General features: G+C 72.9%; 17 protein-coding genes. 10 read left to right on the top strand and 7 right to left on the bottom strand.

What is annotated here, in order from left to right; all coding sequences use genetic code 11:
- The first annotated feature begins 108 nt into the window (after positions 1–108).
- The gene (locus FWJ67_RS07365) at positions 109–675 is read left to right on the top strand and encodes a hypothetical protein (protein WP_414482330.1); all 567 of its coding nucleotides are present in this window, start codon (positions 109–111) and stop codon (positions 673–675) included.
- Positions 676–745: 70 nt separating this feature from the next.
- Here the strand turns inward: FWJ67_RS07365 and namA are convergent, their stop codons facing one another.
- Entirely contained in the window at positions 746–1,795 is a 1,050-nt protein-coding gene (namA, locus tag FWJ67_RS07370) for an NADPH dehydrogenase NamA (RefSeq protein ID WP_304171793.1), read from the bottom strand.
- Between the two features lie 107 nt (positions 1,796–1,902).
- Here namA and FWJ67_RS07375 point away from each other — a divergent pair, with 107 nt between their 5' ends.
- Positions 1,903–2,832, top strand: coding sequence for an MBL fold metallo-hydrolase (locus tag FWJ67_RS07375; RefSeq protein WP_304171792.1), 930 nt, complete (start codon positions 1,903–1,905; stop codon positions 2,830–2,832).
- Here the strand turns inward: FWJ67_RS07375 and FWJ67_RS07380 are convergent.
- The gene (locus FWJ67_RS07380) at positions 2,829–4,016 is read right to left on the bottom strand and encodes an acetyl-CoA C-acetyltransferase (RefSeq protein ID WP_304171790.1); all 1,188 of its coding nucleotides are present in this window, start codon (positions 4,014–4,016) and stop codon (positions 2,829–2,831) included. The two genes, FWJ67_RS07375 and FWJ67_RS07380, sit on opposite strands and share 4 nt — an antisense overlap.
- Before the next feature lie 132 nt (positions 4,017–4,148).
- On the opposite strand from FWJ67_RS07380, the gene FWJ67_RS07385 reads away from it, so the two are divergent.
- The gene (locus FWJ67_RS07385; RefSeq protein ID WP_414482342.1) at positions 4,149–5,081 is read left to right on the top strand and encodes an anion permease; all 933 of its coding nucleotides are present in this window, start codon (positions 4,149–4,151) and stop codon (positions 5,079–5,081) included.
- Positions 5,082–5,139: 58 nt separating this feature from the next.
- Positions 5,140–6,006 (top strand): CheR family methyltransferase, encoded by an 867-nt coding sequence (locus FWJ67_RS07390; RefSeq protein ID WP_414482341.1) that lies wholly within the window; start codon positions 5,140–5,142, stop codon positions 6,004–6,006.
- A gap of 67 nt (positions 6,007–6,073) precedes the next feature.
- Here FWJ67_RS07390 and FWJ67_RS07395 read toward each other — a convergent pair whose 3' ends face one another.
- Complete coding sequence (locus FWJ67_RS07395; protein ID WP_304172845.1) at positions 6,074–6,205, bottom strand: hypothetical protein; 132 nt, start codon at positions 6,203–6,205, stop codon at positions 6,074–6,076.
- Positions 6,206–6,470: 265 nt separating this feature from the next.
- On the opposite strand from FWJ67_RS07395, the gene FWJ67_RS07400 reads away from it, so the two are divergent.
- From FWJ67_RS07400 to FWJ67_RS07420, 5 genes are all read left to right on the top strand, one after another.
- Entirely contained in the window at positions 6,471–7,499 is a 1,029-nt protein-coding gene (locus tag FWJ67_RS07400) for a thiamine pyrophosphate-dependent dehydrogenase E1 component subunit alpha (RefSeq protein WP_304172847.1), read from the top strand.
- A gap of 31 nt (positions 7,500–7,530) precedes the next feature.
- The gene (locus FWJ67_RS07405) at positions 7,531–8,517 is read left to right on the top strand and encodes an alpha-ketoacid dehydrogenase subunit beta (RefSeq protein ID WP_414482340.1); all 987 of its coding nucleotides are present in this window, start codon (positions 7,531–7,533) and stop codon (positions 8,515–8,517) included.
- A 29-nt stretch (positions 8,518–8,546) separates the two neighbouring features.
- Positions 8,547–9,980, top strand: coding sequence for a dihydrolipoamide acetyltransferase family protein (locus tag FWJ67_RS07410; RefSeq protein ID WP_414482339.1), 1,434 nt, complete (start codon positions 8,547–8,549; stop codon positions 9,978–9,980).
- Between the two features lie 512 nt (positions 9,981–10,492).
- On the top strand, positions 10,493–13,585 hold the full coding sequence (locus FWJ67_RS07415) for a PD-(D/E)XK nuclease family protein (protein ID WP_414482668.1): 3,093 nt from the start codon (positions 10,493–10,495) through the stop codon (positions 13,583–13,585).
- The gene (locus tag FWJ67_RS07420) at positions 13,578–17,108 is read left to right on the top strand and encodes a UvrD-helicase domain-containing protein (RefSeq protein WP_414482669.1); all 3,531 of its coding nucleotides are present in this window, start codon (positions 13,578–13,580) and stop codon (positions 17,106–17,108) included. Before FWJ67_RS07415 ends, FWJ67_RS07420 begins: the two co-directional genes overlap by 8 nt.
- A 71-nt stretch (positions 17,109–17,179) precedes the next feature.
- Here the strand turns inward: FWJ67_RS07420 and FWJ67_RS07425 are convergent, their stop codons facing one another.
- Positions 17,180–18,973, bottom strand: coding sequence for an ABC-ATPase domain-containing protein (locus FWJ67_RS07425; RefSeq protein WP_304172858.1), 1,794 nt, complete (start codon positions 18,971–18,973; stop codon positions 17,180–17,182).
- A 52-nt stretch (positions 18,974–19,025) separates the two neighbouring features.
- Positions 19,026–20,837, bottom strand: a complete 1,812-nt coding sequence (locus FWJ67_RS07430; protein ID WP_304172861.1) for a M3 family oligoendopeptidase — start codon at positions 20,835–20,837, stop codon at positions 19,026–19,028.
- A 236-nt stretch (positions 20,838–21,073) separates the two neighbouring features.
- Here FWJ67_RS07430 and FWJ67_RS07435 point away from each other — a divergent pair, with 236 nt between their 5' ends.
- Positions 21,074–22,042: an aldo/keto reductase gene (locus FWJ67_RS07435; protein ID WP_304172863.1), complete on the top strand. Its 969-nt coding sequence runs from the start codon at positions 21,074–21,076 to the stop codon at positions 22,040–22,042.
- Between the two features lie 25 nt (positions 22,043–22,067).
- Here FWJ67_RS07435 and acs read toward each other — a convergent pair whose 3' ends face one another.
- Both acs and FWJ67_RS07445 read right to left on the bottom strand, forming a co-directional pair.
- Positions 22,068–24,140: an acetate--CoA ligase gene (gene acs / locus FWJ67_RS07440; protein WP_304172865.1), complete on the bottom strand. Its 2,073-nt coding sequence runs from the start codon at positions 24,138–24,140 to the stop codon at positions 22,068–22,070.
- Between the two features lie 102 nt (positions 24,141–24,242).
- The coding region (locus tag FWJ67_RS07445) for a SulP family inorganic anion transporter (protein ID WP_414482670.1) at positions 24,243–25,072 on the bottom strand (830 nt) is incomplete at its 5' end.

The following is a 25,072-nucleotide window of genomic DNA, read 5'->3' on the forward strand; positions in this document are numbered from 1 at the left end:
GAGCAGGAAGGGACGGGCCCGCCACGAAGAACCCCTCGCAAGGTCTCGACGAAGGGGGAATCGGCCATCAGCGGGGTCAACGAGGAGCTCAACCAGAAGAAACTCCACGTGCTCTACCAGGTGGGCATGCACCTGCACCCGAACCCGCTGGCGACCTTCGTCATCGGACTCCTGGCTGGGGTGGTGGACCGGGTCCACTTTGTCCGGAGGACCGAGGGGGCCCCGTTGGCCATCGAGCTGGCCATCGGCCGGGCCCAGCTCTGGCCCGCCGGGCCGTTGCGGGTTCGGGCCCGGGGCTTGGAGCTGGGTGACCCCATGAGCCTCGCCTCGGCTGTCGCCTTGGGGAAGGATCCCATCTGCGTTCGGGTCCAGGGTGGGGGTCTGGAGGAGAACGAAACCTACCAGGAACTCGTGGTGGAGAGCTTCGAGGAGATCGCGGCCGAAGGCATCACGCCCGAGGAGAAGAAGGAGCTGCGGGCCGAGATGCTCCGCAAGCAGATCGACCAGGCCCTCAACATCTACCACGAGTGCACCGTCCTCTTGGAGGAGGGGGACCCGGCCCGGAGGGCGGAGCTGGAGCGGTATCTGGCCCTGGCCCGGGAGGAGCTCCGCCGGGCCACCCGGGAGCTTCACACGTTGGAGGAGGAGCTGGCCCAGGCGGGCCAGCCCTCCTGAGGCCACACCTTCAACCCTGGCCGCCGGCCCATCGGCCGCCGGCGCCCGCGGCTGGTGCCCGGACCACCCTTCATTGATCCCCCGGGCGCTTGGCCCGGTGGTACTGGTGGGGCCAGGGAGCCTGGGCGCCCAGAGCCCGGGCCGCATCCAAGGGCCAGTGGGGGTGGCGGAGGAGTTCCCGCCCCAGGAAGATCAAATCGGCCCGGCCGTTCTGCAGCACCTCTTCCGCCATCTCTGGGGTGGTGATGAGCCCCACGGCGCCCACCGGCACCCCTGCCTCCCGGCGGATCCGCTCCGCGGGCCCGAGCTGGTAGCCCGGGTAGGTGGGAGGCGCCACCGGCACCAGGCCGCCGCTGGAGCAGTCCACCAGGTCCACCCCGGCCTCCGCCAGCTGCCGGGCCACCTCCACCGCTTGATCGGGGTCGAAGCCGCCGGGCGCGTAGTCGGTGGTGGAGATTCGGGCAAAAAGGGGCTTCTCCGCAGGCCAGACGGCCCGCACCCGGCGGGCCACCTCCAGGGGGAAGGCCATCCGCCCCTCCAGGGAGCCGCCCCAGCGGTCGGTCCGGTGGTTGGCCAGCGGCGAGAGGAACTCGTGGAGCAGGTACCCGTGGGCCATGTGGAGTTCGATGACGTCAAAGCCCACCTCATGGGCCCAGCGGGCCGCCTGGACGAAGGCCTGGGCCACCTGCTCCAGCCCCTCCTCGTCGAGCGCGGCGGGCGCTCGCCAGTCGGGGGCGAAGGGGAGGGAGCTGGGGGCGACGGGCTCCTGGGGCCCGTGGCCCTTCTGGGCCGAGAAGGCCTTCCGGCCGGCGTGGGCCAGCTGCACGCCGCAGGCGGCGCCCTGCTCGTGGACGAAGCGGACGATCCGCTCCAGAGCGGGCAGTTGGGCGGGATCCCAGAGGCCCAGGTCCCGGGTGCTGATCCGGCCCCGGGGTTCTACGGCCGTCGCCTCCAGGAGGATCAACCCCACGCCGCCCGCGGCCCGGGCGCCGTAGTGGACCAAATGCCAGTCGGTGGCCACCCCATCTTCCGTGGCCGAGTACATGCACATGGGCGACATGACGATCCGGTTCCGCAGGGTGAGGGAACGGATGGGATAGGGTGAGAAGAGCAAAGACACGGGGCGTTCCACCTCCGGGGAGAGTCTATCCCCCCCGGGAAGGGAAGACAAGGGACCGGGCGGGGCCTGGAGGCGGGCGGGGTTGGGGGCAGGGAGGAGGATGCCGCATGGCGGAAGAGGCGAGGCTGGTGCAGCCCGTGGATGGGGAGACCTTCCTCATCGACCTGGCCTACCAGGGCCAGCCCGAAGGGGTGGGGGTCTACCTCCTGGTCGATGAGCACCCGGCCCTGGTCGATGTGGGGCCCACCCCCAACCTGCCCCGGCTCCTCAGTGGTATCCGGGCCGCGGGCCTGGAGCCTGAGGCCATCGAGTACGTCTTCTTGACCCACATCCACCTGGACCATGCGGGGGGCGCCGGGGTGCTCGCCCGGTCCCTCCCCCGGGCCCGGTTCCTGGTCCACCCCCGGGGGGCTCCTCACCTGGTCGATCCCACCCGGCTGGTCCAGAGCGCGGGCCGCCTCTTCGGCGAGGCGATGGCCACCCTCTACGGCGAGGTGGCTCCCCTGCCCGGGGACGCGGTCCGGGCCCTGGAGGACGGCGAGGAGGTGGTGCTGGGCCGGCGGCGCCTGGTGGCGGTGGCCACGCCGGGCCATGCCAAGCACCACCACGCCTACTGGGAGCCCGGCCGACGGTGGGTCTACGCCGGGGATGTGGCGGGCATCGCCCTGCCCGGGACGGCGTACGTCCACCCGCCCACACCCCCGCCCGACTTGGACCTGGAAGCCTGGGAGGCCAGCATCGACCGGCTCCTGGCCCTCGGGCCCCAGCGGCTCCTCTACACCCACTTTGGCTGGCAGGATGAGCCGGCGACCCGGCTGGAGGAGCTGCGAAAGCGGTTGCGGGCCGAGGGGGCGTGGGTGAAGGAGGGCCTGGAGGCGGGCCTGGAGCTGGACGCCTTGGTCGCCCGGTACCAGGCCCGGGTGGAGCCTGAGCTGGAGGCCGCGGTGGGGCCGGCCCGGGCTCGGCGGTACCGGCTGACGGTCAACGGGTGGATGAACGTTCTGGGCTGGAAGCGGTACTGGGAGCGGCGGGCCTAGTCCACCCGGATCACCGTCGCCTCCCCCTGGCCGCCGCCGGAGCAGATGGTGGCCACCCCGTACCCACCGCCCCGCTCCCGGAGGGCGTGGATCAGGTGGATGAGGATGCGGGCGCCGCTGGCCCCGATGGGGTGGCCCAGGGCGATGGCGCCCCCGTCCACGTTGACCCGTTCAGGATCCAGCCCGCCCATCCGGATGGTGGCCAGGGTTACCGCGGCAAAGGCTTCGTTGACCTCCCAGAGGTGGACCTCCGACGGCTTGAGCCCCGCCTTGGCTAGGGCCTGGGCGGCCGAGAGCCAGGGGACGGTGTGCAGATCCCCCGGCTCCTGGGAGACGGCCCCGTGGGCCACGATCCGGGCCAGCGGTTCCAGCCCCAAGGCTCGGGCCCGTGCCTCGGCCATGACCACCAGGGCCGCTGCGCCGTCGTTCAGCCCCGGCGCGTTGCCGGCGGTGATGGTGCCGTCGGGGCGGAAGACGGGCGGGAGCGCGGCCAGCCGCTCCAAGGAGGCGTCCCGCCGGGGCGGCTCGTCCCGGTCGACCACCACCGGCTCCTCGCCGGGGCTGGCGCTGGGAAGGGTGAGGGGGGCGAGCTCCGCGGCGAAGCGGCCTTCGTCCTGGGCGGCCACCGCCCGCTGGTGGCTCCGCAGCGCCCAAGCGTCCTGCTCGGCCCGGCTGATCCCCAGCTCTGCCGCGCCCTCCACGCCGTAGACGCCCATGTGGCACTGACCGAAGCGGCACCAAAGGCCGTCGTGGATGGCCCCGTCCACCAGCTCCCCGTGACCCATGCGGAGGCCCCACCGAACCCGGGGCAGGAGGTAGGGCGCCCGGGACATGCTCTCCATGCCCCCGGCCACCACCGTGGCCGCCTCGCCCGTCCGAATGAGGAGCTCCGCCCAGTTGACCGCCCGCAGGCCCGACGCGCAGACCTTGTTCACCGTCTCCGCCGGCACCTCCCGGGGGAGGCCCGCCAAGAGGCTGGCCTGCCGGGCGGGCGCCTGCCCGGCCCCGGCCTGGAGGACCATGCCTAAGAGGACCTGGTCCACCGCCTCGGACCCGATCCCCGCCCGCTCCACCGCGGCCCGGACCACGTGGGCCCCCAGCTCCACCGCCGTCCAGGGCTGCAAAGCGCCTCCGAAGCGCCCAAAGGGGGTACGGGCCGTTGCCACCACCACCGCCGCCGTCATGAGCGTCCCCTCCCGGCCATAGGTCTTGGCGAGCGACCGGGCCGGCGAGCCTCGCGAAGAAGACCGTTTTGCCCGGCGATTCAGAAAGATTCGCCCTGAGCTGGGCCGGCTCCTCCCGGGCGCCGAGGGGGGATGGCGGTGCTGGTGGCCCTCTGGATCCTCGCAGCCCTGGGGGCCTTTGCCTTGGGGGCCAACGACGGAGCCAACCCCACCGCGGCGGCGGTGGGGGCCGGGCTCCTCCCCGCCCGGCGGGCCCAGCTCCTGGCCGCCGGGGCCGGGGGGCTGGGCGCCTGGCTCGCCGGCCGGCGGGTGGCCGACACCCTCACCCAGGAGCTGGTCCCCCTGGCCCAGCTGGCCCCCGAGGCGGCCCTCCCCTTGGCCCTGGCCGCGCTGGCGGCGGCCAGTCTCTGGGTGCTGGGTGCCACCGCCGCGGGCCTGCCCGTCTCCACCTCCCACGCCCTGGTGGGCGCGCTGGCGGGGGCGGCCTTCCGGGACGGCCGGGTTCCCGTCGATCTGAGCCTCTTGGGGGCGATTCTGGGGTCCTGGCTCTGGGTGCCCCTGGGCGCCGGGGTGGCCGGGGGACTGGCGGTGCTGCTGGGCCGGGCGCCTATCGCCCGCCGCCTCCGGCCCGGGGCCCAGCCCCTGGCCACGGCCATCTCCCTCTGGCTCGCCTTCTGGTGGGGGGCCAACGACGTGGCCAACGCGGTGGGGCTGGTGGCCCAGGTGGGCGGGGCCGACCCCCGGGCGGCCATCGGCCTGGGCGCGGCCTGCTTGGCCCTGGGTGCCGTCGTGGCCTCGGGCCGGGTCTTGACCACCATGGCCCGGGGCCTGGGTCCTCTGGGGATCCCGGAAGCCCTGGCGGCCCAGGGCTCCGTCAGCCTGGCCCTCGCGGGGGCGACCCTCTTGGGCTACCCCGTCTCCACCACCCACGCCATGGTGGGGGCGCTGGCCGGTGTCCTCTGGGCCCGGGGGCGGCCCGTCAACCGCCGGCAACTGGGCCGGGTGGTGGCTGCCTGGCTCATCACCGCGCCCGCGGCGGCCCTGGTGGGCTGGCTGGTGCGGTGAGGCGCGCCCCGGGGGCCTCACGGATCGGGCCGGGGGGTCGATAACAGAGGGTGAAGCCGTGGACGGGGGGATGGGGGTGGCGACGGTGGCCGGTGGCGGGTGGCAGCTGGGTTCGGGCGGGGAGCACCAGCCGGGGATCGATCTCGCGTGGGCTGCTTTCTTGCGCCGGTTCCACCAAGAGATCGGCCTCAACCTGGCCGCCTACAAGGGAACCCAGCTCCGGCGGCGGGTGGAGCAGTGGATGGAGCGCCACGGCGAGCTGAACTACTTCACCCTCCTCCGCCGGCTCCGGCAGGAGCCCGAGGCCCGGCAGGCCTTCATCGACTACCTGGGCATCAACACCACCTCGTTCTTCCGGGATCCCACCGTCTTCGCCACCTTGGAGCGGGTGGTGCTGCCCGACCTCCTGCGCCGGCCGGGTCCGGTCCGGATCTGGAGTGCCGCCTCGTCCATCGGGGCCGAAGCGTACTCCATCGCCATGCTCCTGGCCGAGAAGGGGGCCCTGGAGCGGGCCGAGATCCTGGCCACCGACATCGACCAGGCCGCCCTGGAGCAAGGCCGCTCGGGAAGGTACACCGAAGCCCAGCTGACAGGCCTCAGCCGGCTGAGGCAGCAGCGGTACTTCCGGGCCGACGGGACCACCTTCGTCATCGATCCCGACCTGCGGCGGCGGGTCCGCTTTGAGCGGCTGGACCTCTTGGCCGATCCCTACCCGTCCCCGATGGACCTCATCCTCTGCCGGAATCTCTTCATCTACCTGGCCCAATCGACCCAGGCGGAGGTGACGGGCCGGCTGGTCCAGGCCCTGCAGCCCGGGGGCTACTTGGTCCTGGGGGGGACCGAGTACATCTCCGATCCCGCCCGGTTCGGCCTCAAGCGGGTTGACTTCTGCGTCTACCAGGTTCAGGTGCCCGCTCAGGGCTGACGGGAGCCCAGCTGCGCTGGGCTCCCGGGTCTTCTCGGGCGGCGCCCCAGCGAGGTGGGGGCCGGGTTCAGTCGTTCAGGAAGAGCAGGAGCAATACCAGGAAGATCACCAGGCAGGCGCACCGGCCGCCGTTGCCGTCCTGGCCCCCGAAAATCCCGAGGCCCCCGCCGTCTCCGTCATAGTGCCGTCGACGCGACATGCCGTTCACCTCCGCTGCAGCCTATGCCCGTCCCACCCGGGCAGCGTAGGTGCACCCTCCCCTTCGCGGACAGGCAGGAGTCCAAGGGCACGGCCCGGAACGTAACGAGCACGAAGCCCGCCGGGCAGGATCGCATGGCTCTTCGGAGAATAGGTACTCTTGCCACGAATCTGAGGGAGGTCTGTCCGGAATGGCCGCCCCTGGCCCGTCGGCGCGGCCGGCGGGTCAGGTTCTGGCGCGCCCAAGCCTGCGGAGGAGGGAGAGCATGGCGACCGGCGATCGGGTCGATCTGCTCGAACGGTACCAGCACGGCCGCCACCGGGAGCTGGGCCTGACCGACGAGGATGTCCGGCGCATGTACGAGGTGATGCTCCTCGCCCGGCGCCTGGACGAACGGATGTGGATCCTGAACCGGACCGGACAGGCCCCTTTCGCCATCTCAGGCCAGGGCCATGAGGCCGCTCAGGTGGGCGCCGCCTGGGCCCTGGACCGGGAGCGGGACTGGATCTACCCCTACTACCGGGACGTGGCCCTGGTGCTGGTCTGGGGGCTCACGCCCCGGGATCTGATGCTCCAGCTCCTGGGCAAGGCGGCCGACCCCTCCAGCGGCGGCCGGCAGATGCCCAACCACTTCTCCAGCCGCCGCCTCCGCATCGCCCCCCAGTCCAGCGTGGTGGGGACCCAGATCCCCCAGGCGGCGGGAACGGCCCTGGCCAGCAAGCTGGAGGGCACCGGGGCGGTCACCCTGGTCACCTTCGGCGAGGGCGCCACGGCCCAGGGCGACTTCCACGAGGGGGTCAACTTTGCCGCCATCCACCGGCTGCCCGTCATCTTTTTCTGCGAGAACAACGGCTACGCCATCTCCGTCCCGGCGGAGAAGGAGCTTTCCGTTCCCGACGTGGCCGACCGGGCCTTGGGTTACGGCATCCCCGGCGTCACTGTCGACGGCAACGACCCCTTCGAAGTCTACCGGGTGGTGCGGGAGGCGGTGGAGCGGGCTCGGGCCGGCGAGGGCCCTAGCCTCATCGAGGCCAAGACCTACCGGCTCCTCGCCCACTCCAGCGACGACGACGACTCCACGTACCGCCCCCGGGAAGAGGTGGAGGCCTGGCGGCAGCGGGATCCCCTCCCCCGGCTGGCCGCCTACCTGAAGGAGCACGGCTTGGCCGACGACGCCGATCTCCAGGCCTTGGAAGAACAGGTCCGCCAGCAGGTGGACGACGCGACGGAGCACGCGCAGGCCGCCCCCTACCCCCGGGCCGAGCACCTGCTGGACCACGTCACCGGCCCCTGACCCCGCGTCCTGCACGGGAGGGAGGATGACCATGCCCGTCATGACCCTGATCGAGGCCATCCGCCACGGGCTCACCCAGGAGATGGAGCTGAACCCCCGGACCCTTGTCTTGGGGGAGGATGTGGGGGTGCGGGGCGGGGTTTTCGGCGCCACCCGGGGCCTCTTGGAGCGGTTCGGGCCCGAGCGGGTGATCGACATGCCCCTGGCCGAATCTTCCATCGTCGGCGTGGCCATCGGCGCCGCCGTCGCCGGCTGGCGGCCCCTGGCCGAGATCCAGTTCGCCGACTACATCCACCCGGCCATGAACCAGATCATCAACGAGGCGGCCCGCATCCGCTACCGGACCAACGGCGACTACACCTGCCCGGTGGTGATCCGGGCCCCCTTCGGCGGCGGCGTCCACGGGGCCCTCTACCACTCCCAAAGCGTCGAAGGCCTCTTCTACCACGTGCCGGGGCTGAAGATCGTCATCCCCTCCACCCCCTACGACGCCCGGGGCCTGTTGCGGGCGGCCATGGAGCAGGAGGATCCCGTCCTCTTCTTCGAGCACAAGCGCGCCTACCGGCTGGTGAAGGGGGAGGTGCCCGAAGAGCCCTACTCGGTTCCCATCGGTCCCGCGGCGATCCGGCGGGAGGGCCGCCATTGCACCGTGATCGCCTACGGGTTGATGGTCCACCACGCCCTGGAGGCGGCCGAACGGCTGAGCCGGGAGGAGGGGATCGAGGCGGAGGTGATCGACCTTCGGACCATCCTGCCCCTGGACCGGGAGACCCTGATCGCCTCCGCCCAGAAGACGGGGCGGGTCTTGATCGTGCACGAGGACAACCGGACGGGGGGCGTGGGCGCGGAGGTGGCCGCCATCCTGGCGGAGGAGGCCCTCTTCTACCTGGACGCGCCCATCAGGCGCCACACCGGTCCCGATGCGCCGGCCATGCCTTTCAATCCCGTCCAGGAGGCAGCCTTCTTGCCCAACCCCTACACCATCGCCGACCAGATCCGGGAGCTGGTCCGTTTCTAGGCCCTCCGGGACGAGACCGGAGGAAGACCGTGAACCTGGGGGGAGCGCTGGTGCCCGTCGAGATCACCATGCCGAAGCTGGGAGAGAGCATCGTCGAGGGGACCGTCGCCCGCTGGCTGAAGCAGGTGGGCGAGGCCGTCGAGCGGTATGAGCCCCTCTTGGAGGTGGTCACCGACAAGGTGAACACCGAAGTGCCCTCGCCGGCGGCGGGCATCCTCGAGGCGATCCTCGTCCCGGAAGGGGAGACGGTGCCGGTGGGCACCATCCTGGCGCGCCTGCGGGCCCCCGGGGAAGCTCCCGGCAGCGCCCCGGGGGTGGGCGAGCCGGGGGTGGCGAGTGGGGCGGAGGCGGAAGCCCGCCCAACCCCCCTGCCGGCTGAGGATGAGGCGGCCGGCGGCGGAGCGGCTGGTGGTGAGGCGGGCCCCGACGGCTGGCCCCGGGGACGCTACTCCCCCGTGGTCCGCCGTCTGGCCGCGGAGTTCGGCATCGACCTGCGGCAGGTGCCGGGGACGGGGCGGGGCGGCCGGGTGACCCGGGAGGATGTGATCGCCTACCTGGAGCGGCAGACCGCGCCCGAAGCCAGCCCCGAGCCAGCAGCGCGCCCCGCGCGGGCGGTCCTTCCGGAGGCCGCCGCTCCCGAACCGGCAGCCCTGACGGAACGGGCCGGGCCGCCAGAACCGGCCGAGCCCCAGGCTTTCGAGGTCTCCGTCGCCCCGGGAGCCCGCGCCGGGACGCCTGCGGGCTCCGAGGACGAGGAGGCCGCGGTTCGGGTGGACCGGCTGAAGCCTTCGCCCGTCCGGAAGCTCATCGCCCAGCGGATGGTCCAGAGCCGCCAGGAGATCCCCCACGCCTGGACCATGGTGGAGGTGGACGTGACGGGGCTGGTCCGCCTGGTGGAGGCGGAAGGCGCGCGCTTCCGGGAGCGGGAAGGCGTCCCCCTGACCTACCTGCCCTTCGTCATCGAGGCGGCCGCCCGGGCCCTCCGGAAGTTCCCCCTCCTGAACGCTTCCTGGCAGGGGGAGGAGATCCTCGTCCACCGGCAGATCCACATCGGCGTGCCGGTGGCCCTGGAGGAGAGCGTCATCGTCCCCGTCATCCGGGATGCGGACCAGCAGAGCGTGGCCGGCCTGGCCCGCACCCTGCGCCGCCTGGTGGAACGGGCCCGGAGCGGCCAGCTGACCGTGCCCGAGGTGGAGGGGGCCACCTTCACCGTCAACAACACAGGGGCCTTCGGCTCCATCCTCTCCCAGCCCATCATCTTCCCGCCTCAGGCGGGGATGCTCACCCTGGAGGCCATCGTCAAGCGCCCTGTGGTGGTGGAAGGGAACGCCATCGCCATCCGGTCCATGGTCAACCTCTGCCTCTCCCTGGACCACCGGGTGGTCGACGGGCTGTACGCGGGCCGCTTCCTCCAGCAGGTGAAGGCCCGCCTGGAAAGCTACACCCCCGAGACGCCCATTTGAATCGGGACCCGTCAGGGGCACCGGGCCCTTCATTCGTCTTCGCTCCTCGCCCTCGGCAGAGATCCCGGGGCGGTCGCGGTGCCGGACCGCCCCTGCCCGGGTTCAGGAGGGTCGGGCCCGGCGACCTCCGCTCCCAGGCTGGCCGGGCCCCTGCGGACCCTGTGCCTTCCAGGACCTCTGAGGGACTCCGGAGCCCACCTCGGCTTCGGGTGAGCCCAAGGCTTCCAGGACGTCGAAGCTGGCCACCTCCGGCTCCACCGGGAGCAGAGGCTCCGGCTCTCCCCGCCTTGGGCGCCAGGGGGGCTTGGCCTGCACCACCGTCACCTCCTCTCCCGCTAGCTGTGGGCGGGGAGCCCGCCCCCTATCCGCCCAGCCCCCGCCAGTCCTGGAACGCCTCCCCAAGCCCGCCGCCTGCTGGCCCGACAGGCAGGGTCTGGCGCTCATGATATAATCGCGGCGAACGACAGGCCCGGCGTCCTTCTTTGGGCGGGGCCGGGAGGTGGGGTCCCCGGATGGCCACCATCCCCACGTTGGCGACCATCCTCCGGGAGCACCCGGGGGAGCCCTTGGTTCTTCTGGTCCGGAGCCGGCCCGTGGGCGACCAGTTGCTGGCCCGTCTCGCCCAGGAGGGGCTTTCCTGGGCCAACGTCCGGGTGGCCACGCCCCTGGACCTAGCCCTGGACCTGGCCGTTCCGTTCCTGGCCGCCCGGGGCCTGGTGCCCGCCAGCGGGGCCCAGACCCTCTTTTTGGTGGACCGCCTCCTGCGCGCCGGTCTGGGCGGGGCCTGGCTCCTGGGGAACGGCTCCCCCAATCGCCCCGCCCCCTCCGACGGCTTGGTGGCCGCGGTCCACCGCAGCCTGATGGAGCTCCGCCAGCACGGGTTGGAGGCGGCCTCCCTCGACCCACACGCTTTCACGCCCCCGGCCAAGGGCGAGGCCCTGCGAGAGCTCCTCGCCGCCTACGAGGCGACCCTCGACAGCTTGGGCTTGGTGGACCGGGCGGGCCTCCTCCGCCTGGCCATCGAGCGGCTGCGGGAGCAGCCCCCCGAAAGGACGGGAACCCGCTACCTGGTTCCGGTGGAAACCCTCTTCCAAGGCTTGGAGCAGGTCTTGGTCCAGCACCTGACCCAGGGCCGGCTCATCCCCTTCCAGCCCGGATGGGGGCCACCCCAAAGGATCCACTTCTTCCACGCCACCTCGCCCGAGGCGGAGCTCCGGGAGGTGCTCCGGCGGGCGATGGCCCAGGGCCTCCCCTGGGACCGGGTGGAGGTGGTGGCCACCGACCTGGCCACCTACGGGCCCATCCTCCACGCCCTGGCCGCCCGCCTGGGCATTCCCGTCACCTTCTCCGAGGGGCTCCCCCTGGCGGAGAGCGGGCCCGGCCGGGGCGCGCTGGCCTACCTGGAGTGGGTGGCCCGGGGGTTCCCGGCGGCGGTCCTGGCCGGCGCCCTGGCCGGTGGGGACCTGGTGCCGCCCCGGAGGGAGGGAGGCGGGGAAGGGGGCAAGGGGGAAGGCGGCGAGGGCGGGGCCGGGGCGGCGCGCGGCTGGGGCCGCCGCTTGGCCCAGACCCTCTTAGAGAGCCCCATCGGGTGGGGGTGGGCCCGGTACCGGGCCTGGGTGGAGCAGACCCTGGCCGCCTCTGCCGATGGGCGGCGGGACCCGGCCGCTGAGGCCCGGGTGGCGCTGGCCCGCTTCCTGCAGGAGCTCCTCCGCCTTACGCCCGATCCGGAGCGCTCGGACGGGGTCCCCTTGCCCCAGCTGGTCACCGCCCTGGGCCAGGTGGTGCACCGCTTCACCGTCACCACCACCCCCTTGGACCGGGGCGGCTGGGACGCCCTCCTCCAGACCCTGGCGGCGCTGGAGGGGCTAGCGGGCCGGGTGGCGAGCGCGGCCGGCCTCCCCTTGGCCCCGGCCGCCCTGGTTGAGGCGGCGGGCGCCTGGCTAGAAGCTCCCGAAGGTGAACCCCTGCCCCGGCTGGCCCTCCGCCTCCGCCGGTGGCTGGCCGAGGTGCCGGTAGGCCAGGGCGAGCCCCAGCCAGGCGCCCTCCACCTGGCCAGCCTGGAGCACGGGGGGTATGCCGGCCGCCCCTACCTGTTTGTGGTCGGCTTGGACGAGGGCCGATTTCCCGGGAAAGGCGGGGCGGACCCCCTCCTCCTCGACGGGGACCGGGCCCGGCTCCCCGGCGAGCTTCCCTCGTCCGCCAGCCGCCAGCAGTGGCGGCGCCGGAGCCTGGAGGCCCTGGTCGCCCGGGCGGGAGGCACCCTCACCTGCAGCTTTGCCGCCTGGGATCCGGTGGAAGGGCAGGAGGTGGCCCCCTCCCCGGCCCTCCTGGACCTCTTCCGCCAGGCGACGGGCGCGCCCCAGGCCGATTACACCGCCCTCCGGGAGGCCCTGGGGGCCCCCGCCGGGCGGGTGCCGGCGCCGGGCGGGGCGCTCCCCCTGGACGGGGGCGAAGCCTGGCTGGACGCGCTGCGGGTGGGCCCGCCCGGCGGGGAACGGCTGGCCCGTCCTGAAGGGGAGGGGCTTCAGCAGGCCTTCCCCTTCCTGGCCGCGGGCCAGCGGGCCAGGGAAGCCCGGGCAAGCCCGGTCCTCACCGCGTACGACGGGCTCGTCACCCCGGCCGGGTCCCTTGATCCTCGGACCGGGGGCGAGGCCGTCTCGGCGGGCCGGTTGGAGAGCCTGGCCACCTGTCCCTTGCAGTACTTCTTCCGCTATGTCTTGAAGGTTGCGCCCCCGGAGCGGCCCGAACTGGACCCTGACCGGTGGCTGGACCCCCTGGCCCGGGGCAAGCTCCTCCACGAGTGCTACCGCCGCTTCTGGGAGGAGCGGCTCCAGGCAGGCCGGGCGGCTGACCCCCTGGGCCCTGAGGACTGGGCCCGGATGGAGGCCATCGCCCAGGAGGCGGTGGCAAGGCAGCGGGAGGCCCTCCCGCCGCCCAGCGAGGGCGTCTTCGAGCGGGAGCGACAGGAGCTGGTGGCGGAGGCCCTCTTCTTCCTGGAACTGGAGGCCCGGCGGGATGACGGGGGCGTGCCCGTCCTCCTGGAGCGAGCCTTCGGCATGCAGGGGGAGCCGCCGGTGGTCATCGAGCTGGGCGGGGAGGGAGGCGCGGCCCAGCGGCTCCGCCTCCTGGGCCGCATCGACCGGGTCGACCGGCTGCCCGACGGCACCTACGGGGTCTGGGATTACAAGACGGGTTCGGCCCGCCGGTACGAGAGCGAGCGGATCTACCTGGACGGGGGGCGCCAGCTCCAGCACGTCCTTTACAGCTGGGCGGCCGAGGCCCTCCTCCGGCGGGAGGGGCTGGACGAGACGCCCCGGGTGGCCCGGTCGGGGTACTGGCTCACCACCCGGCGGGGGCGCGGCCACCGCGCGGACAGGCCCCAAGATCCGGGCAAGCGCCGGGAGGCCCAGGAGCTGCTCCAGATCCTTCTGGACGTCGCCGCCTCCGGCTGCTTCGCGCCGGCGCCCGACGCCCAGGACGGCTGCGACTTCTGCGACTACCGCCGGGCGTGCGGCGGCCCCGCCGCGGTCCGGCAGGTGAGGGAGAAGATCGAAGCCGGCGAGACGCGGCTCCGGTTCTGGCGGGAGGTGCGGGCCCATGACTGATCAAGCGGCCGGCGGGCTCAGGCCCGGCCGTCCCGAGGACAAGCCCTCGCCCCAGGGGACGGACCCTGGGGCTCTCCCACCCCCGCTCCCCGACCAGGCGGCCCGGACCCGGATCGTGGAGGACCTGGAGACCTGTTTTCTGGTCGAGGCGGGGGCGGGCTCGGGCAAGACCCACAGCCTGGTCTCCCGGATGGTCAGCCTCATCGCGTCGGGCCGGGCCCACCCCTCCCAGATGGCGGCCATCACCTTCACCCGCAAGGCGGCCGCGGAGCTCCGGGAGCGGTTCCAGATCCGCCTGGAGGCGGCGGCCGCCGCCGAGACCGACCCTGTGCGGCGGGCCCGGCTCCAGGCGGGCGTGGCCGCCTTGGACCAGGCCTTCCTTGGCACCATCCATGCCTTCTGCGCCCGGCTCCTGCGGGAGCGGCCGGTGGAGGCGGGCCTCGACCCGGCCTTTGAAGAGCTGACGGAGGACGAGGAGGAGCGGGGGCTCCGGGCCGCGTGGGAGGCCTACCTGGAAGAGGTCCGCCAGGAGGCGCCCCAGCGCCTGGAGGCCTTGCGGGCTCTGGGGGTGGAGCCCCAAGAGCTCTACGGCCTCTTCACCACCCTGCACCGGTACGCGGACGTGGAGCCGGTGACCGCGGACCGGCCCCGGCCCGAGCTGGCCCCCGTCCGGGAGGCCCTCGCCCGGTTTGTGGCGGAGATGGAGCGGCTCCTTCCGGCGACGGAACCGCCCAAGGGCTGGGACCCCCTCCAGACCCGCCTCCGGCGCCTGAGGCAGGAGGTCCAGCTCCTCCCGGAGGATGACGACGCCGCCCTCATCCAGGTGCTTACCCACTTCGAGGCCCGGCCGTCCGTCACCAAGAACCGCTGGCCCGACCCCGACACCGCGGAGGCGGCCCTGGCCGCCTTCCAGGCCTTCGCCCAGACTGTGGCCGGGCCCGCCCTGCACGCCTGGCGGGAGTTCCTCCACCGTCCCCTGATCGACTTCGTCCGGCCCGCCATCGCCCGGGCGGCCTGGCAGCGCCACGAGGCGGGCCAGGTCTCCTTCCAGGACCTCCTCCTCAAGACGGCCCAGCTCCTCCGGGACCAGCCCGAGGTCCGCCGGAGCCTGGGGGCCCGCTACACCCACCTCTTGGTGGACGAGTTTCAGGACACCGATCCGGTCCAGGCCGAAGTCCTCTTCCTCTTGACGGGCGAGCCCGTGGAGGAGCGGGACTGGCGGCAGCTCACTCCCCGGCCGGGTTCCCTCTTCCTCGTGGGAGACCCGAAGCAGTCCATCTACCGCTTCCGGCGGGCGGACATCGACGTCTACCAACAGGTGAAGGAGCTTCTGGTGCGCGGGGGCGGGGAGGTGCTCCAACTCACGGCCAACTTCCGCTCGGTCCAGCCCCTGATCGAGTGGGTGAATGAGACCTTCCGCCGGTCCTTCCCCGAGCGGGGGGACGGGGTCCAGCCTGGGTACGCGCCCTTGGTCGCCGTCCGGCCGGGCCGGGAGCGGGCCCCCGTCCGGGTGCTGGAGGTGCCGCCTGTCTTCCGCCATACCCAGGACGGCATCGCCGAGGAGGACAGCGCCCGGGTGGCCGCCTGGATCGCCTGGGCCTGCCAGGGGGGGCTGGAGCTGGAGCGGACCCCGGAGGAGCGGGCCCGGGGGTTGGACGGCCGGCCCCGGCCGGGCGACTTTCTCCTGCTCCACTGGGACCGGGCCAAGCTCCTGGCTTACGCGGAGGCCTTGGAAGCCCGGGGGATTCCGGCGGAGGTCACGGGGGCCAAGGGCTACGCGGGAGCCTGGGAGGTGGCCGCCTTCCTGGACCTGCTGGAGGCCCTGGCGGACCCGGCCGACCCCGTCCAGCTCCTGGCCGTCCTCCGGGGCCCCCTTTTCGGCCTGAGCGACCAGGCCTTGTACGAGCTGGGGGAGCGGGTCGGCGGGCGCTGGGCCCTGCTTCTGGACCGGAGCTTGGACGAGCTTCCAGAGCCAGGCCGGGCCGCCTTGGCCCAGCTCCAGCACTGGCTCCGCCTCACCGAGGCCCTCCCGCCCCAGGCAGCCCTGGAAGGGATCCTGGAGGAGACGGGGCTCCTCCCCTGGACGGCCGCCCTTCCGGCCGGCGCCTCCCGGGCGGGGAACCTCCTCAAGCTGGTGGAGGTGGCCCGCTCCCTGGGCGGGGGGCGCTCCTTCCCCCGGCTGGTGCAGGCGCTGGGGGAGGTGGTCCGCCAGCAGGAGCTGGAGGCGGGGAGCCTCTTCCCGGGCCGGCCCCAGGCGGTGCGGGTGATGAACCTCCACCGGGCCAAGGGGCTGGAGGCCCCGGTGGTGATCCTGGCCTACCCGGCAGGCGCCCGGGAGCACCCGCCCACCTTCCACATCCGCCGGGAAGGGGAGGCTGCCCGGGGGTTCTTCCCCGTCTGGGGCCCGCCTGCCAGCCCCTTCGGCCGGCCTCAGCTCCTCGCCCTGCCCCCCGACTGGGAGGCGGCGGCGGCCCGAGAGGCCCGGTACCTGGAGGCCGAAGACCTCCGCCTCCTCTACGTGGCGGCCACCCGGGCCCGGGAGCTCCTGGTGATCAGCCGCTACCCGGCCAGCCCGGAGCGGAGCCCCTGGCACCGCCTGGAGGTGGCGGGGGCTTTGGACCATGCCCCCACCGTCGACCTCCCGAAGGAAGGGGGCGAGGCGGCCCCGGTCCGGGTCCGGGTGGAGCCGGCCCAGATCGCGGCGGCCTGCGAGGCAACCCAGGAGGCCCTGGCCCGGGCCCGGATCCCCACCACCATCCACCTGGCGGCCAGCGATCTGGAGGGGCGGGGCCCGGCCGCGGAGGGGTTGGCGGCCTGGGACGGGGAGGCGGTGCCGCCAGGCCTGGAGGAGGTGGCCGCCGCGCAGGAAGAGGCCGAACCGGGGGGCCGCCGGTGGGGGCGGGCCTTCCACCGGCTGGTGGAGCTTCTGATCCGGGAGGGCCGGCTGGCTCCGTGGCGGGCGGCCCCCCAGGAGGGAACGAGCCCCGGCCGGGGGATGGACGGGCTCCCAGAAGAGGCCCTGGCCCGGTACGTGGCCCAGGAGGCGGGCCTCGCTCAGGAGGAAGGGCCCGACCCGGCCGCGGTGCTGGTGGGATGGGTCCAGCCCTTCCTCGCCTCAGCGCTGGGACGGCGGGTGGCCCAGGCCCAGCGGGTGGAGGTGGAGGTTCCCTTGGCCTTGGCGGTGCCGGCGGGGGAGCTGGCCGCGGTGACCGGCGGGGTCATCGGCCTGGGATGGCCGGGGGCGGGCGGGGACGGGACTCCGTGGCTCCCACCGGAGACCGCCCCCGACACCCCCGCGGTGATCCACGGCCAGGCGGACCTGCTCTTCCGGGAAGGGGACGGCTGGGTCCTGGTGGACTTCAAGACGGACCGGTTGCCCGCCGGGAAGGCCGGCCCGCTCGTGGCCCGGTACGGGCCCCAGCTCCGGCTCTACGCCACGGCCTGGGAGCGGGTGACGGGCGAGCCCGTCAAAGAGCGGTGGCTCTACCTGGTCCGGGCCGGGCAGGCCTACCCCGTGCCGTAACCTTCAGAGCCTCGGAGTCCTGGACCCTCTGCTTGGACGCTGAAGCCTCTGCCTGGACCCTCTGCCTGCCGTCAGTGGGCGCCTGCATCCCCGGGGAGGCGGACCCGCAAGGTCCGGAGCCGGTTGAGGGCAGCCCCCACCTCCAGGAGCCGGGGCATGGCCAGATCGCCCAAGGGCGGGCCCGGGGCGGCCAGCAGGTCCAGGCCATGGGCCTCCAGCTCGGCGAAGGCCTGCTCCAGCCCGTCCCGCAGCGGGGTTTGACCGTCACAGAAGCGGACGGCTAGGCGGGCCAGGAGGAGGGCGATGGCCCGGGTCTGGGAGGGGTGGACGATCTGCTCCACCGCCGACAGATCGATGGACTCCGGGCCGAACTGGATGGTCTCCGTCTCCCGGGCCCGGATTTTGGCCCGGCGCCCGCCTGGCCGGTGGGGGTCGAGGCTGTCCGGGAGGGGCAGCCGGGGCGTGACGGGCGGGAAGGGCCCGTCGGTTTCCTCCAGCCGGCCGGTGGGGAAGGCTCGGGCCACCTCCCGGGCCCGGGCCGTCACGTCCCGGGCCTGGTACCGGTCCATCTGGATGACGGTGTCGGCCACGTCCAGGTAGTCGCCCGCCCCGCCCACCACCAGCACCGTGGAGACACCCCGATCCCGGGCGAGGCTCCGGACCCGGTCGATGAAGGGTGTGATGGGCTCCTGCTCCTTGCTGATCAGGGCCTGCATCCTGCGATCCCGGATCATGAAGTTGGTGGCGCTGGTGTCCTCGTCGATCAGGAGGACCCGGGCCCCCAGCTCCAGGGCCTCCATGATGTTGGCCGCCTGGGAGGTGCTCCCCGAGGCCGCCTCGGTGCTGAAGCGACGGGTGTCGGCCCGGAAGGGGAGGTTGGTGATGAAGGGGCTGATGTCCACCTGCTCCACCCGGCGGCCGTCCTCCGCCCGCACCTTGACGGCCGTAGGATCTGTCACCACCCGTTCCCGGCCGTCCCCGGGGATGTGGTCGTACACCCCCAGGCTCAGGGCCCGGAGGAGGGTGGACTTGCCGTGGTAGCCGCCGCCCACGATGAGGGTGACCCCGCGGGGGATCCCCAGCCCCCGGATGGGCCCCCCATGGGGCGTCTCCAGGGTGACGGCCAGGGCGTCGGGAGCCCGGAAGGGGACCACCTGAGGCCCCCGCAGCGGCCGGTCGCTCACCCCGCTCTCCCGGGGGAGGATGGCGCCGTCGGCCACGAAGGCGATCAGGCCCCGCTCGGCCAGGGCCTCCCGGAGGACCTGCTGGTCCTCCACCGTATCCAGGTGGGTCTGCAAGCTCCAGCGGGGCCCCTCCCGGGGCCCCCGGCCCACCAGCTCCACCCGGCCCACCGTCAGCACCTGCTCCACCAGGGCGGGGATCTCCTCGCAGAGGAGGTGGATCGCCTCCTCGCCCAGGATTCGCCGCCCGGCCGCGGGCAGCCCCGCCACGAAGCGGACCTCCACCCGCTCGGACGTCACCACCACCGCGGTCCGCTCCAGGATCTCCTGGCCCGGGGTGTCGATGGCGATCAGGCCGCTGGTGCCGCTCCCCCGCCGGCTGGGCGGCCGGTGGCCCGCTAGGGCCCCGGCCATGCGGCGGGCGATCCAGTCGGCGGTGGCGATCCGGCGGGCCCGGGTGGAGGTGGCCCAGGCGGGAAGGCCCATGGTGGCCGAGTCCCGCAGGATCCGCATGCGGGACGGCGCCGCGAAGGGATCGCCCTGGACATGGTCGATCACCAGGGTGAAGGTGCCGAAGTCGTAGGCGCCAGCGATGGTCTTGTAGGCCGGGTAGCTTTGCCGGTCGATGCGGGCCAGCTCCCGGCGGAGTTGCGCGGCGGTGCGAGGGCTGTGGGGTGCGACCATAGGTCCCTCCTCCTCGATGGGGCTCCTCCCCGACGGACTTCGTCCCCGGTGGCTAGCCAAGCTCCAAGAACCGCTCCACATCGGCCACGGCCAGCCGGGCCGCCTCCGCCCAGAAGTCGGGCTGGGTGAGGTCCACGCCCAGGTGGCGCTGGGCCAGCTCCTCCACGGTCATCCGGCCCGTGTCCTGGAGCAAGGCGACGTACCGCTGGGCGAAGGCCGGCCCCTCGGCTTGGGCCCGGCCGTACAGCCCGGTGCTGAAGAGGTAGCCGAAGGTGTAAGGGAAGTTGTAGAAGGGCTGGTTCGTCAGGTAGAAGTGGAGCTTGGACGCCCAGAAGAGGGGGTGGTACTCGCCGAGCTCGTCGCAGTACGCCTCCCGCTGGGCCTCCACCATCAGCCGGTTCAACTCCTCCACCGTGAGCGGCCCCTCGGCCCGGGCCTCGTAGAAGCGGCGCTCGAAGAGGAAGCGGGCGTGGATGTTCATCAGGAAGGCGACCGCGTCGTTCAGCTTCTGATCCAGGAGGGCGAGGCGCTCCTCCCGGGAGCTGGCTGCCTCCAGGGCCGCATCGAGGACGATCCGCTCCGCGAAGGTGGAGGCCGTCTCGGCCAGGCTCATGGGGTACCGCTGGGCCCACAGGGGGAGGGCGTTCACCACGTGCTGGTGGTAGGCGTGCCCCAGCTCGTGGGCGATGGTGGAGAGGTTGTCCGGCGTGCCCGAGAAGGTGGTGAAGATGCGGGACTGGCCCCTCACCGGGAAGGAGGTGCAGAAACCCCCCGCCAGCTTGCCGGGCCGGTCCTCCGCCTCGATCCACCGTTCCGCAAAGGCCCGCTGGGCAAGCTTCGCCAGGTCGTCGCTGAAGCGGCGGAAGTGGTCCAGGATGAAGGCGGCTCCCTCGTCGTAGGTGAACCGGCGCTCCACCTCGCCCAGGGGCGCGGTCACATCGTGCCAGGCCAGCTTCTCCACGCCCAGGAGGCGGGCTTTGTGCCGGAGGTAGGCGACCAGGGGCGCCTTCGCCCCCTCCACCGCCGTCCACATGGCCTCCAGGGTCTCGGCCGAGAGGCGGTTGAGGGCCAGAGGCTCCTGGAGGAGGGACCAGCCCCGCTGGCGGTAAAGAGCCAGGCGGAACCCCGCCAGGTGGTTGAGGGTGGCGGCGAAGAGGTCGGCCGCCTCCTGCCAGGCCCCCTCGTACTTGGGCCAGAGCGCGGTCCGGACGGCCCGGTCCCGGGCGTAGAGACGGTTGGCCACCTGGCCCACGGAGAGGAGGCGGGTCTCGCCCTCTTCGTCCACGGGGATCCGGATCCGGCCGCTCAAGGTGTCGTACAGGCTGCTCCAGCCGTGATACCCGTCCACGGCCAGAGCCGTCGCCAGCTTCTCCCGCTCCGGCTCCATCCGCTCCTGGGCCCGCCGGCGCCGTTCCTCCAGCGCAAAGCGGATGGGCTCCAGGCGGGGCTCAGCCAAGAGCTCCGCCCAGGCCCGGTCGGGTAGGGCCAGGAGCCCCTGGTCCAAGCTGATGAGGAGCTGGTGGTAGCGGGCGCTCAACTGGGTGAGCCGGCTCTCCCAGACCCGGGCCGGCTCGTCGTGGACATCCTGGGCGATGAGGCAGCTGACGAAGGCCTGAGCCTCCTGGAGGTGCGCTCCCACCTCCTGCAGGTCGGTGATGCCTTGGACCCACCGCTCCCGGGCTTCGTCGTCCAGGCCGGCTGGCCCGCCCGAAATCTGGCCGGCGCTGGCGGCCAGGTCGGCCACCCACTGGGCCAGGGGTTCCACCCGCTGGGCGATTTGATGGACGAAATCGGCAAAGGCTTGGGACCGGCTGCCCCCCGGGAAGAGGCTTTCCAGATCCCAGGTGAGGCGGTTGCGGGACACGGGCCCTCTCCTCCTTGAAGCGCTTCTGTCGGGGAGAACCTTCCGCTGCCGCGCCCGTCTTCCCTGCCCGGGGCCGGGGCGGGTCGCCGGGCCTCCCGGAGCGGAGCCGACGCCCGGTGGGCCGGCCCGCCCGGGTCCCAGGGGCAGGAGATGGGCCAGCCTGGGCGAAGCTCCCGGAGGACCAGTCTGCCCCAGACGGGGCGGGATGGCAGTCGATGGGGAAGGAGGCGAGTGCCGTGGAGTACCGGATCCTGGGCCGGACAGGCCTGCAGGTGTCAGAGATCGGCTTCGGAGCCTGGGGGATCGGCAAGAGCGAGTGGATCGGCGCGGAGGACGAGGAGTCCCTCCGGGCGCTCCACCGGGCCATCGACTTGGGCGTCACCTTCATCGATACGGCGCTGGCCTACGGGGACGGGCACAGCGAGCGGCTGGTGGGCCAGGTGGTGCGGGCGCGGACCGAGACGGTCTCGGTGGCCACCAAGGTGCCGCCCATGAACCACGAGTGGCCGGCCCGACCCGGCGTGCCCGTGGAGGAGGTCTTCCCCGGCGAGTACATCCGGCGGTGCGCCGAGCAGAGCCTCCGGAACCTGGGCCTGGAGACCATCGACCTGCTCCAGCTCCACGTCTGGAACGACGAGTGGGTGGGCCAGGGCGACTGGCTGGAGGCGATCGAGCGGCTGAAGGAGCAGGGGAAGATCCGCTTCTTCGGGGTCTCCGTCAACGACCACCAGCCGGCCAACGCCCTCAAGCTCATCGAGACCGGGGTGGTGGACACGGTCCAGGTGATCTACAACATCTTCGACCAGAGCCCCGAAGATGAGCTTTTCCCCGCCTGCCAGCGGCATCAGGTAGGGGTGATCGTGCGGGTCCCCTTCGATGAGGGCGGCCTGACAGGCAAGATCACGCCCGAGACCACCTTCCCGCCGGGCGACTTCCGCAACGAGTACTTCGCCGGCGACCGGAAGCGGGAGGTCTTCGAGCGGGTCCAGCGGATCGCGGCGGACTTGGGCGTCTCCCTGGAGGCCATGCCCGAGATCGCGCTCCGGTTCACCTTGAGCCACCCCGCGGTCTCCACCGTCATCCCCGGCATGCGGACCGTCCGGCACGTGGAGCTGAACTGTGCGGCCGGCGACGGGAAGGGCCTGCCGGCCGCACAGGTGGAGGCGCTCCGGAAGCACCGCTGGATCCGGAACTTCTACGACTGAACCGCTCGGCCCCTCGGCCTGGCGGCTACGACTGGGCCGTCCGGGCCGGGGGCGGGGAGGCATTCCCGTGGAGCTGGGCCCGGATCTGCTCCACCACCTCGGGGTTGGCCAGGGTGGAGACGTCGCCCAGCTCCTCGCTTCCCCGGGCGATGGCCGCCAGAATCCGGCGCATGATCTTGCCCGAGCGGGTCTTGGGGATGTCGGGGACGGGATGGACCGCCCGGGGCCGGGCGATGGGGCCGATCTCCCGGACCACCGCCTCCGCCACCCGGCGGGACAGGTCCGGTGTGGGTGGGTGCTGGGGATGGAGGACGACGAAGAGCTCGGGGAGCGATCCTTTGATGGCGTCGGGCACCGCCACCACCGCCGCCTCCGCCACCTCAGGCACGGTGAGGGCGGCGTTTTCGATCTCCTTGGTCCCCAGCCGGTGGCCGGCGACGGTGATCACATCGTCGATGCGGCCCAGGATGCGGACGTACCCGTCGGCCGTCTGGACGGCGCCGTCGCCGCTCATGTAGGGCCAGTCCCGCCAGTCCCGGCTGGCCGGGTTTCGGTTGAAGCGGGCGTAGTAGGTCTGGACGTACCGGTCCGGGTCGCCCCAGATGGTCTGCATCTGGCCCGGCCAGGGGTTCCGGATGCAAAGGTACCCTGCCTGGCCTGAGCCCGGCGGGATCTCGTTGCCCGCCTCGTCCAGGATGACCGGCTCCACCCCCAGCACGCCGGGCCCGGCGCTCCCCGGCTTCATGGGGTGGAGGGCGGGCGCGGTGGTGATGAGGAAGCCGCCCGTCTCCGTCTGCCACCAGGTGTCGACGACGGCTGCCTCGCCCCGGCCCACCACCTGGTGGTACCAGCGCCAGACGTCGGGTTCGATGGGCTCGCCCACGGTCCCTATCAGCTTGAAGCGGTGGCGGTAGCGGGTGGGCTCCTCGGGCGCCGCCCGCCGCAGGGCGCGGATGGCGGTGGGCGAGGTGTAGAAGATGCTCACCCCCAGCTCCTCCGCGATCCGCCAGGGCCGCCCCGGATCGGGGGAGGTGGGTACCCCTTCGTAGATCACCGTGGAGGCGCCCAGGCTGAGGGGCCCGTAGACGATGTAGGAGTGGCCGGTGATCCAGCCGATGTCCGCCAGGCACCAGAAGACGTCCTCGGGCTTGATGTCCAGGTAGGCTTGGGCGGTGCCGGTGGCGTAGGCCAGGTACCCGCCGGTGCTGTGCTGGGCCCCCTTGGGCTTGCCCGTGGAGCCAGAGGTGTACATGAGAAAGAGGGGCGCCTCCGCCGGCATGGAGACCGGGTCCACCGTCTGGCGGCGGAAGGCGGGCAGCAGCTCGTTGACCACCACATCCCGCCCGGGGACCAGGGGCGTGGGGCTGGAGAAGCGGCCGGGGTACCGTTGCCAGATGAGGACCTTCTCCACGGTGACCCCCGCCCGGGCCGCCTCGGCCACGGCCACATCCGCCTTCTCCTTGTGGTTGAGGAGCTTGCCGTTCCGGTGGTAGGCGTCCATGGTGACCAGCACCCGGGAGCCGGAGTCGACGATCCGGTCGGCGCACGCCTTGCCGCTGAAGCCGCCGAAGACCACCGAATGGATGGCGCCCAGGCGGGCGCAGGCGAGCATGGCGACGGGGAGTTCGGCCACCATGGGCATGTGGATGGTCACCCGGTCGCCGGCCTGCACCCCGGCCACATCCCGCAAGATGGCGGCAAACTCGTTTACCCGCCAGAAGAGCTCCTGGTAGGTGAGGTGCTGGATGGGCTCCGTCTCCGGTTCGGGCACAAAGGTGATGGCCGTCTTGTTCCGGCGTTGCTTCAGGTGGCGGTCCACGCAGTTGGCGGCCGCGTTCAGCCGGCCCCCGACGAACCAGCGCCAGAAGGGCGGGGTGCTGGTGTCCAAGACGGTCTGCCAGGGCTGGTCCCACGTCAACAGCTCCGCGTACGCCGTGAAGCAGTCGGGGAAGTGCTCGAGGCTGAAGCGTCGGTACGCCTCCCGGTCGGTCAGGTTGGCCTGGGCGATGAACTCCGGGGTGGGGTGGACGTAGGCCTCCTCCCCCCAGTGAACCCCGATGGCGCCGCTGGCCGGCTGGGCCTGGGCCTGCTCCCCCATGCTGCCACCTCCTGAAAGGACCTTCTCGAAAAGTCATATTTCCAGAGAAGAACGACAACGCCTCGCGGGGGAGCCACCCGCGGCCCCGGCCTGGGGGAAGGCTTAGGCCCGCCCCTGGAGCGGCGCGGCCCCAGGGAAGGCCACCGGTTCCCGGGCGTCCTCGTCCTGGCCGCGGGCTGCCTCCGCCTCCGCCCGGCGCAGGACGGCCTTCAAGCTCCGGCCCACCCGGTGGCGGCACAGGTCATCCAAGACCCCCAGCCGGGCCATCCGCCTGAACAGGGGGCCCCGGACCCCGGCGATGTAGAGGCTCTTGCCCGACCGCTCCAGGTCCTGGGCGAGCCGCTTGAGCATGAGGAGGCCCGACTCGTCCACGGCCGTCACCGCGGCAAGATCCAGCACCAGCACGGGCTTGGTCACCTGCTCCACCTGCCGGCGCAGCTTCTCCACGCCCACGAAGAAGAGGGGCCCCCGGAGGATGATCAGCTGCACGTCCGGGTGGCGGGGCACCACGGGGCGGGGCAGGGCGGGCACCGTGCCGGAGCGGGGGGTTTCCAGCCAAGGCGAGGCGAGCTCCGCCACGGTGAAGAGGGCGGCCAAGGCCAGCCCGCCGGCGACCGCCACCGTCAGGTCCTGGAGCACCGTCAAGACCAGGGTCAGTCCCAGGGTCGCGCCGTAGGTCCAGCGGGTCCTGGGCAGCAGGCGCAGGCCCTCCAGGTCCACCATGCCCACGGCCGTCACCATCAGGATCCCCGCCAAGGCGGCCAGGGGGATCCGGGCCGCCCAGGGGCCCAGGAGGACCATGATGATCAAGAGCACCACCGAGTGGACCATGCCCGACAGGCGGGTGTGGGCGCCGCTCTTGGCGTTGACGGCCGTCCGGGCGATGGCGCCCGTCACGGGGACGCCACCCACCAGGGCCGCGGTTAGGTTCC

The organism is Limnochorda sp. (genome assembly GCF_047459355.1).
In the GTDB taxonomy this organism is placed as follows: domain Bacteria; phylum Bacillota; class Limnochordia; order Limnochordales; family Limnochordaceae; genus Limnochorda.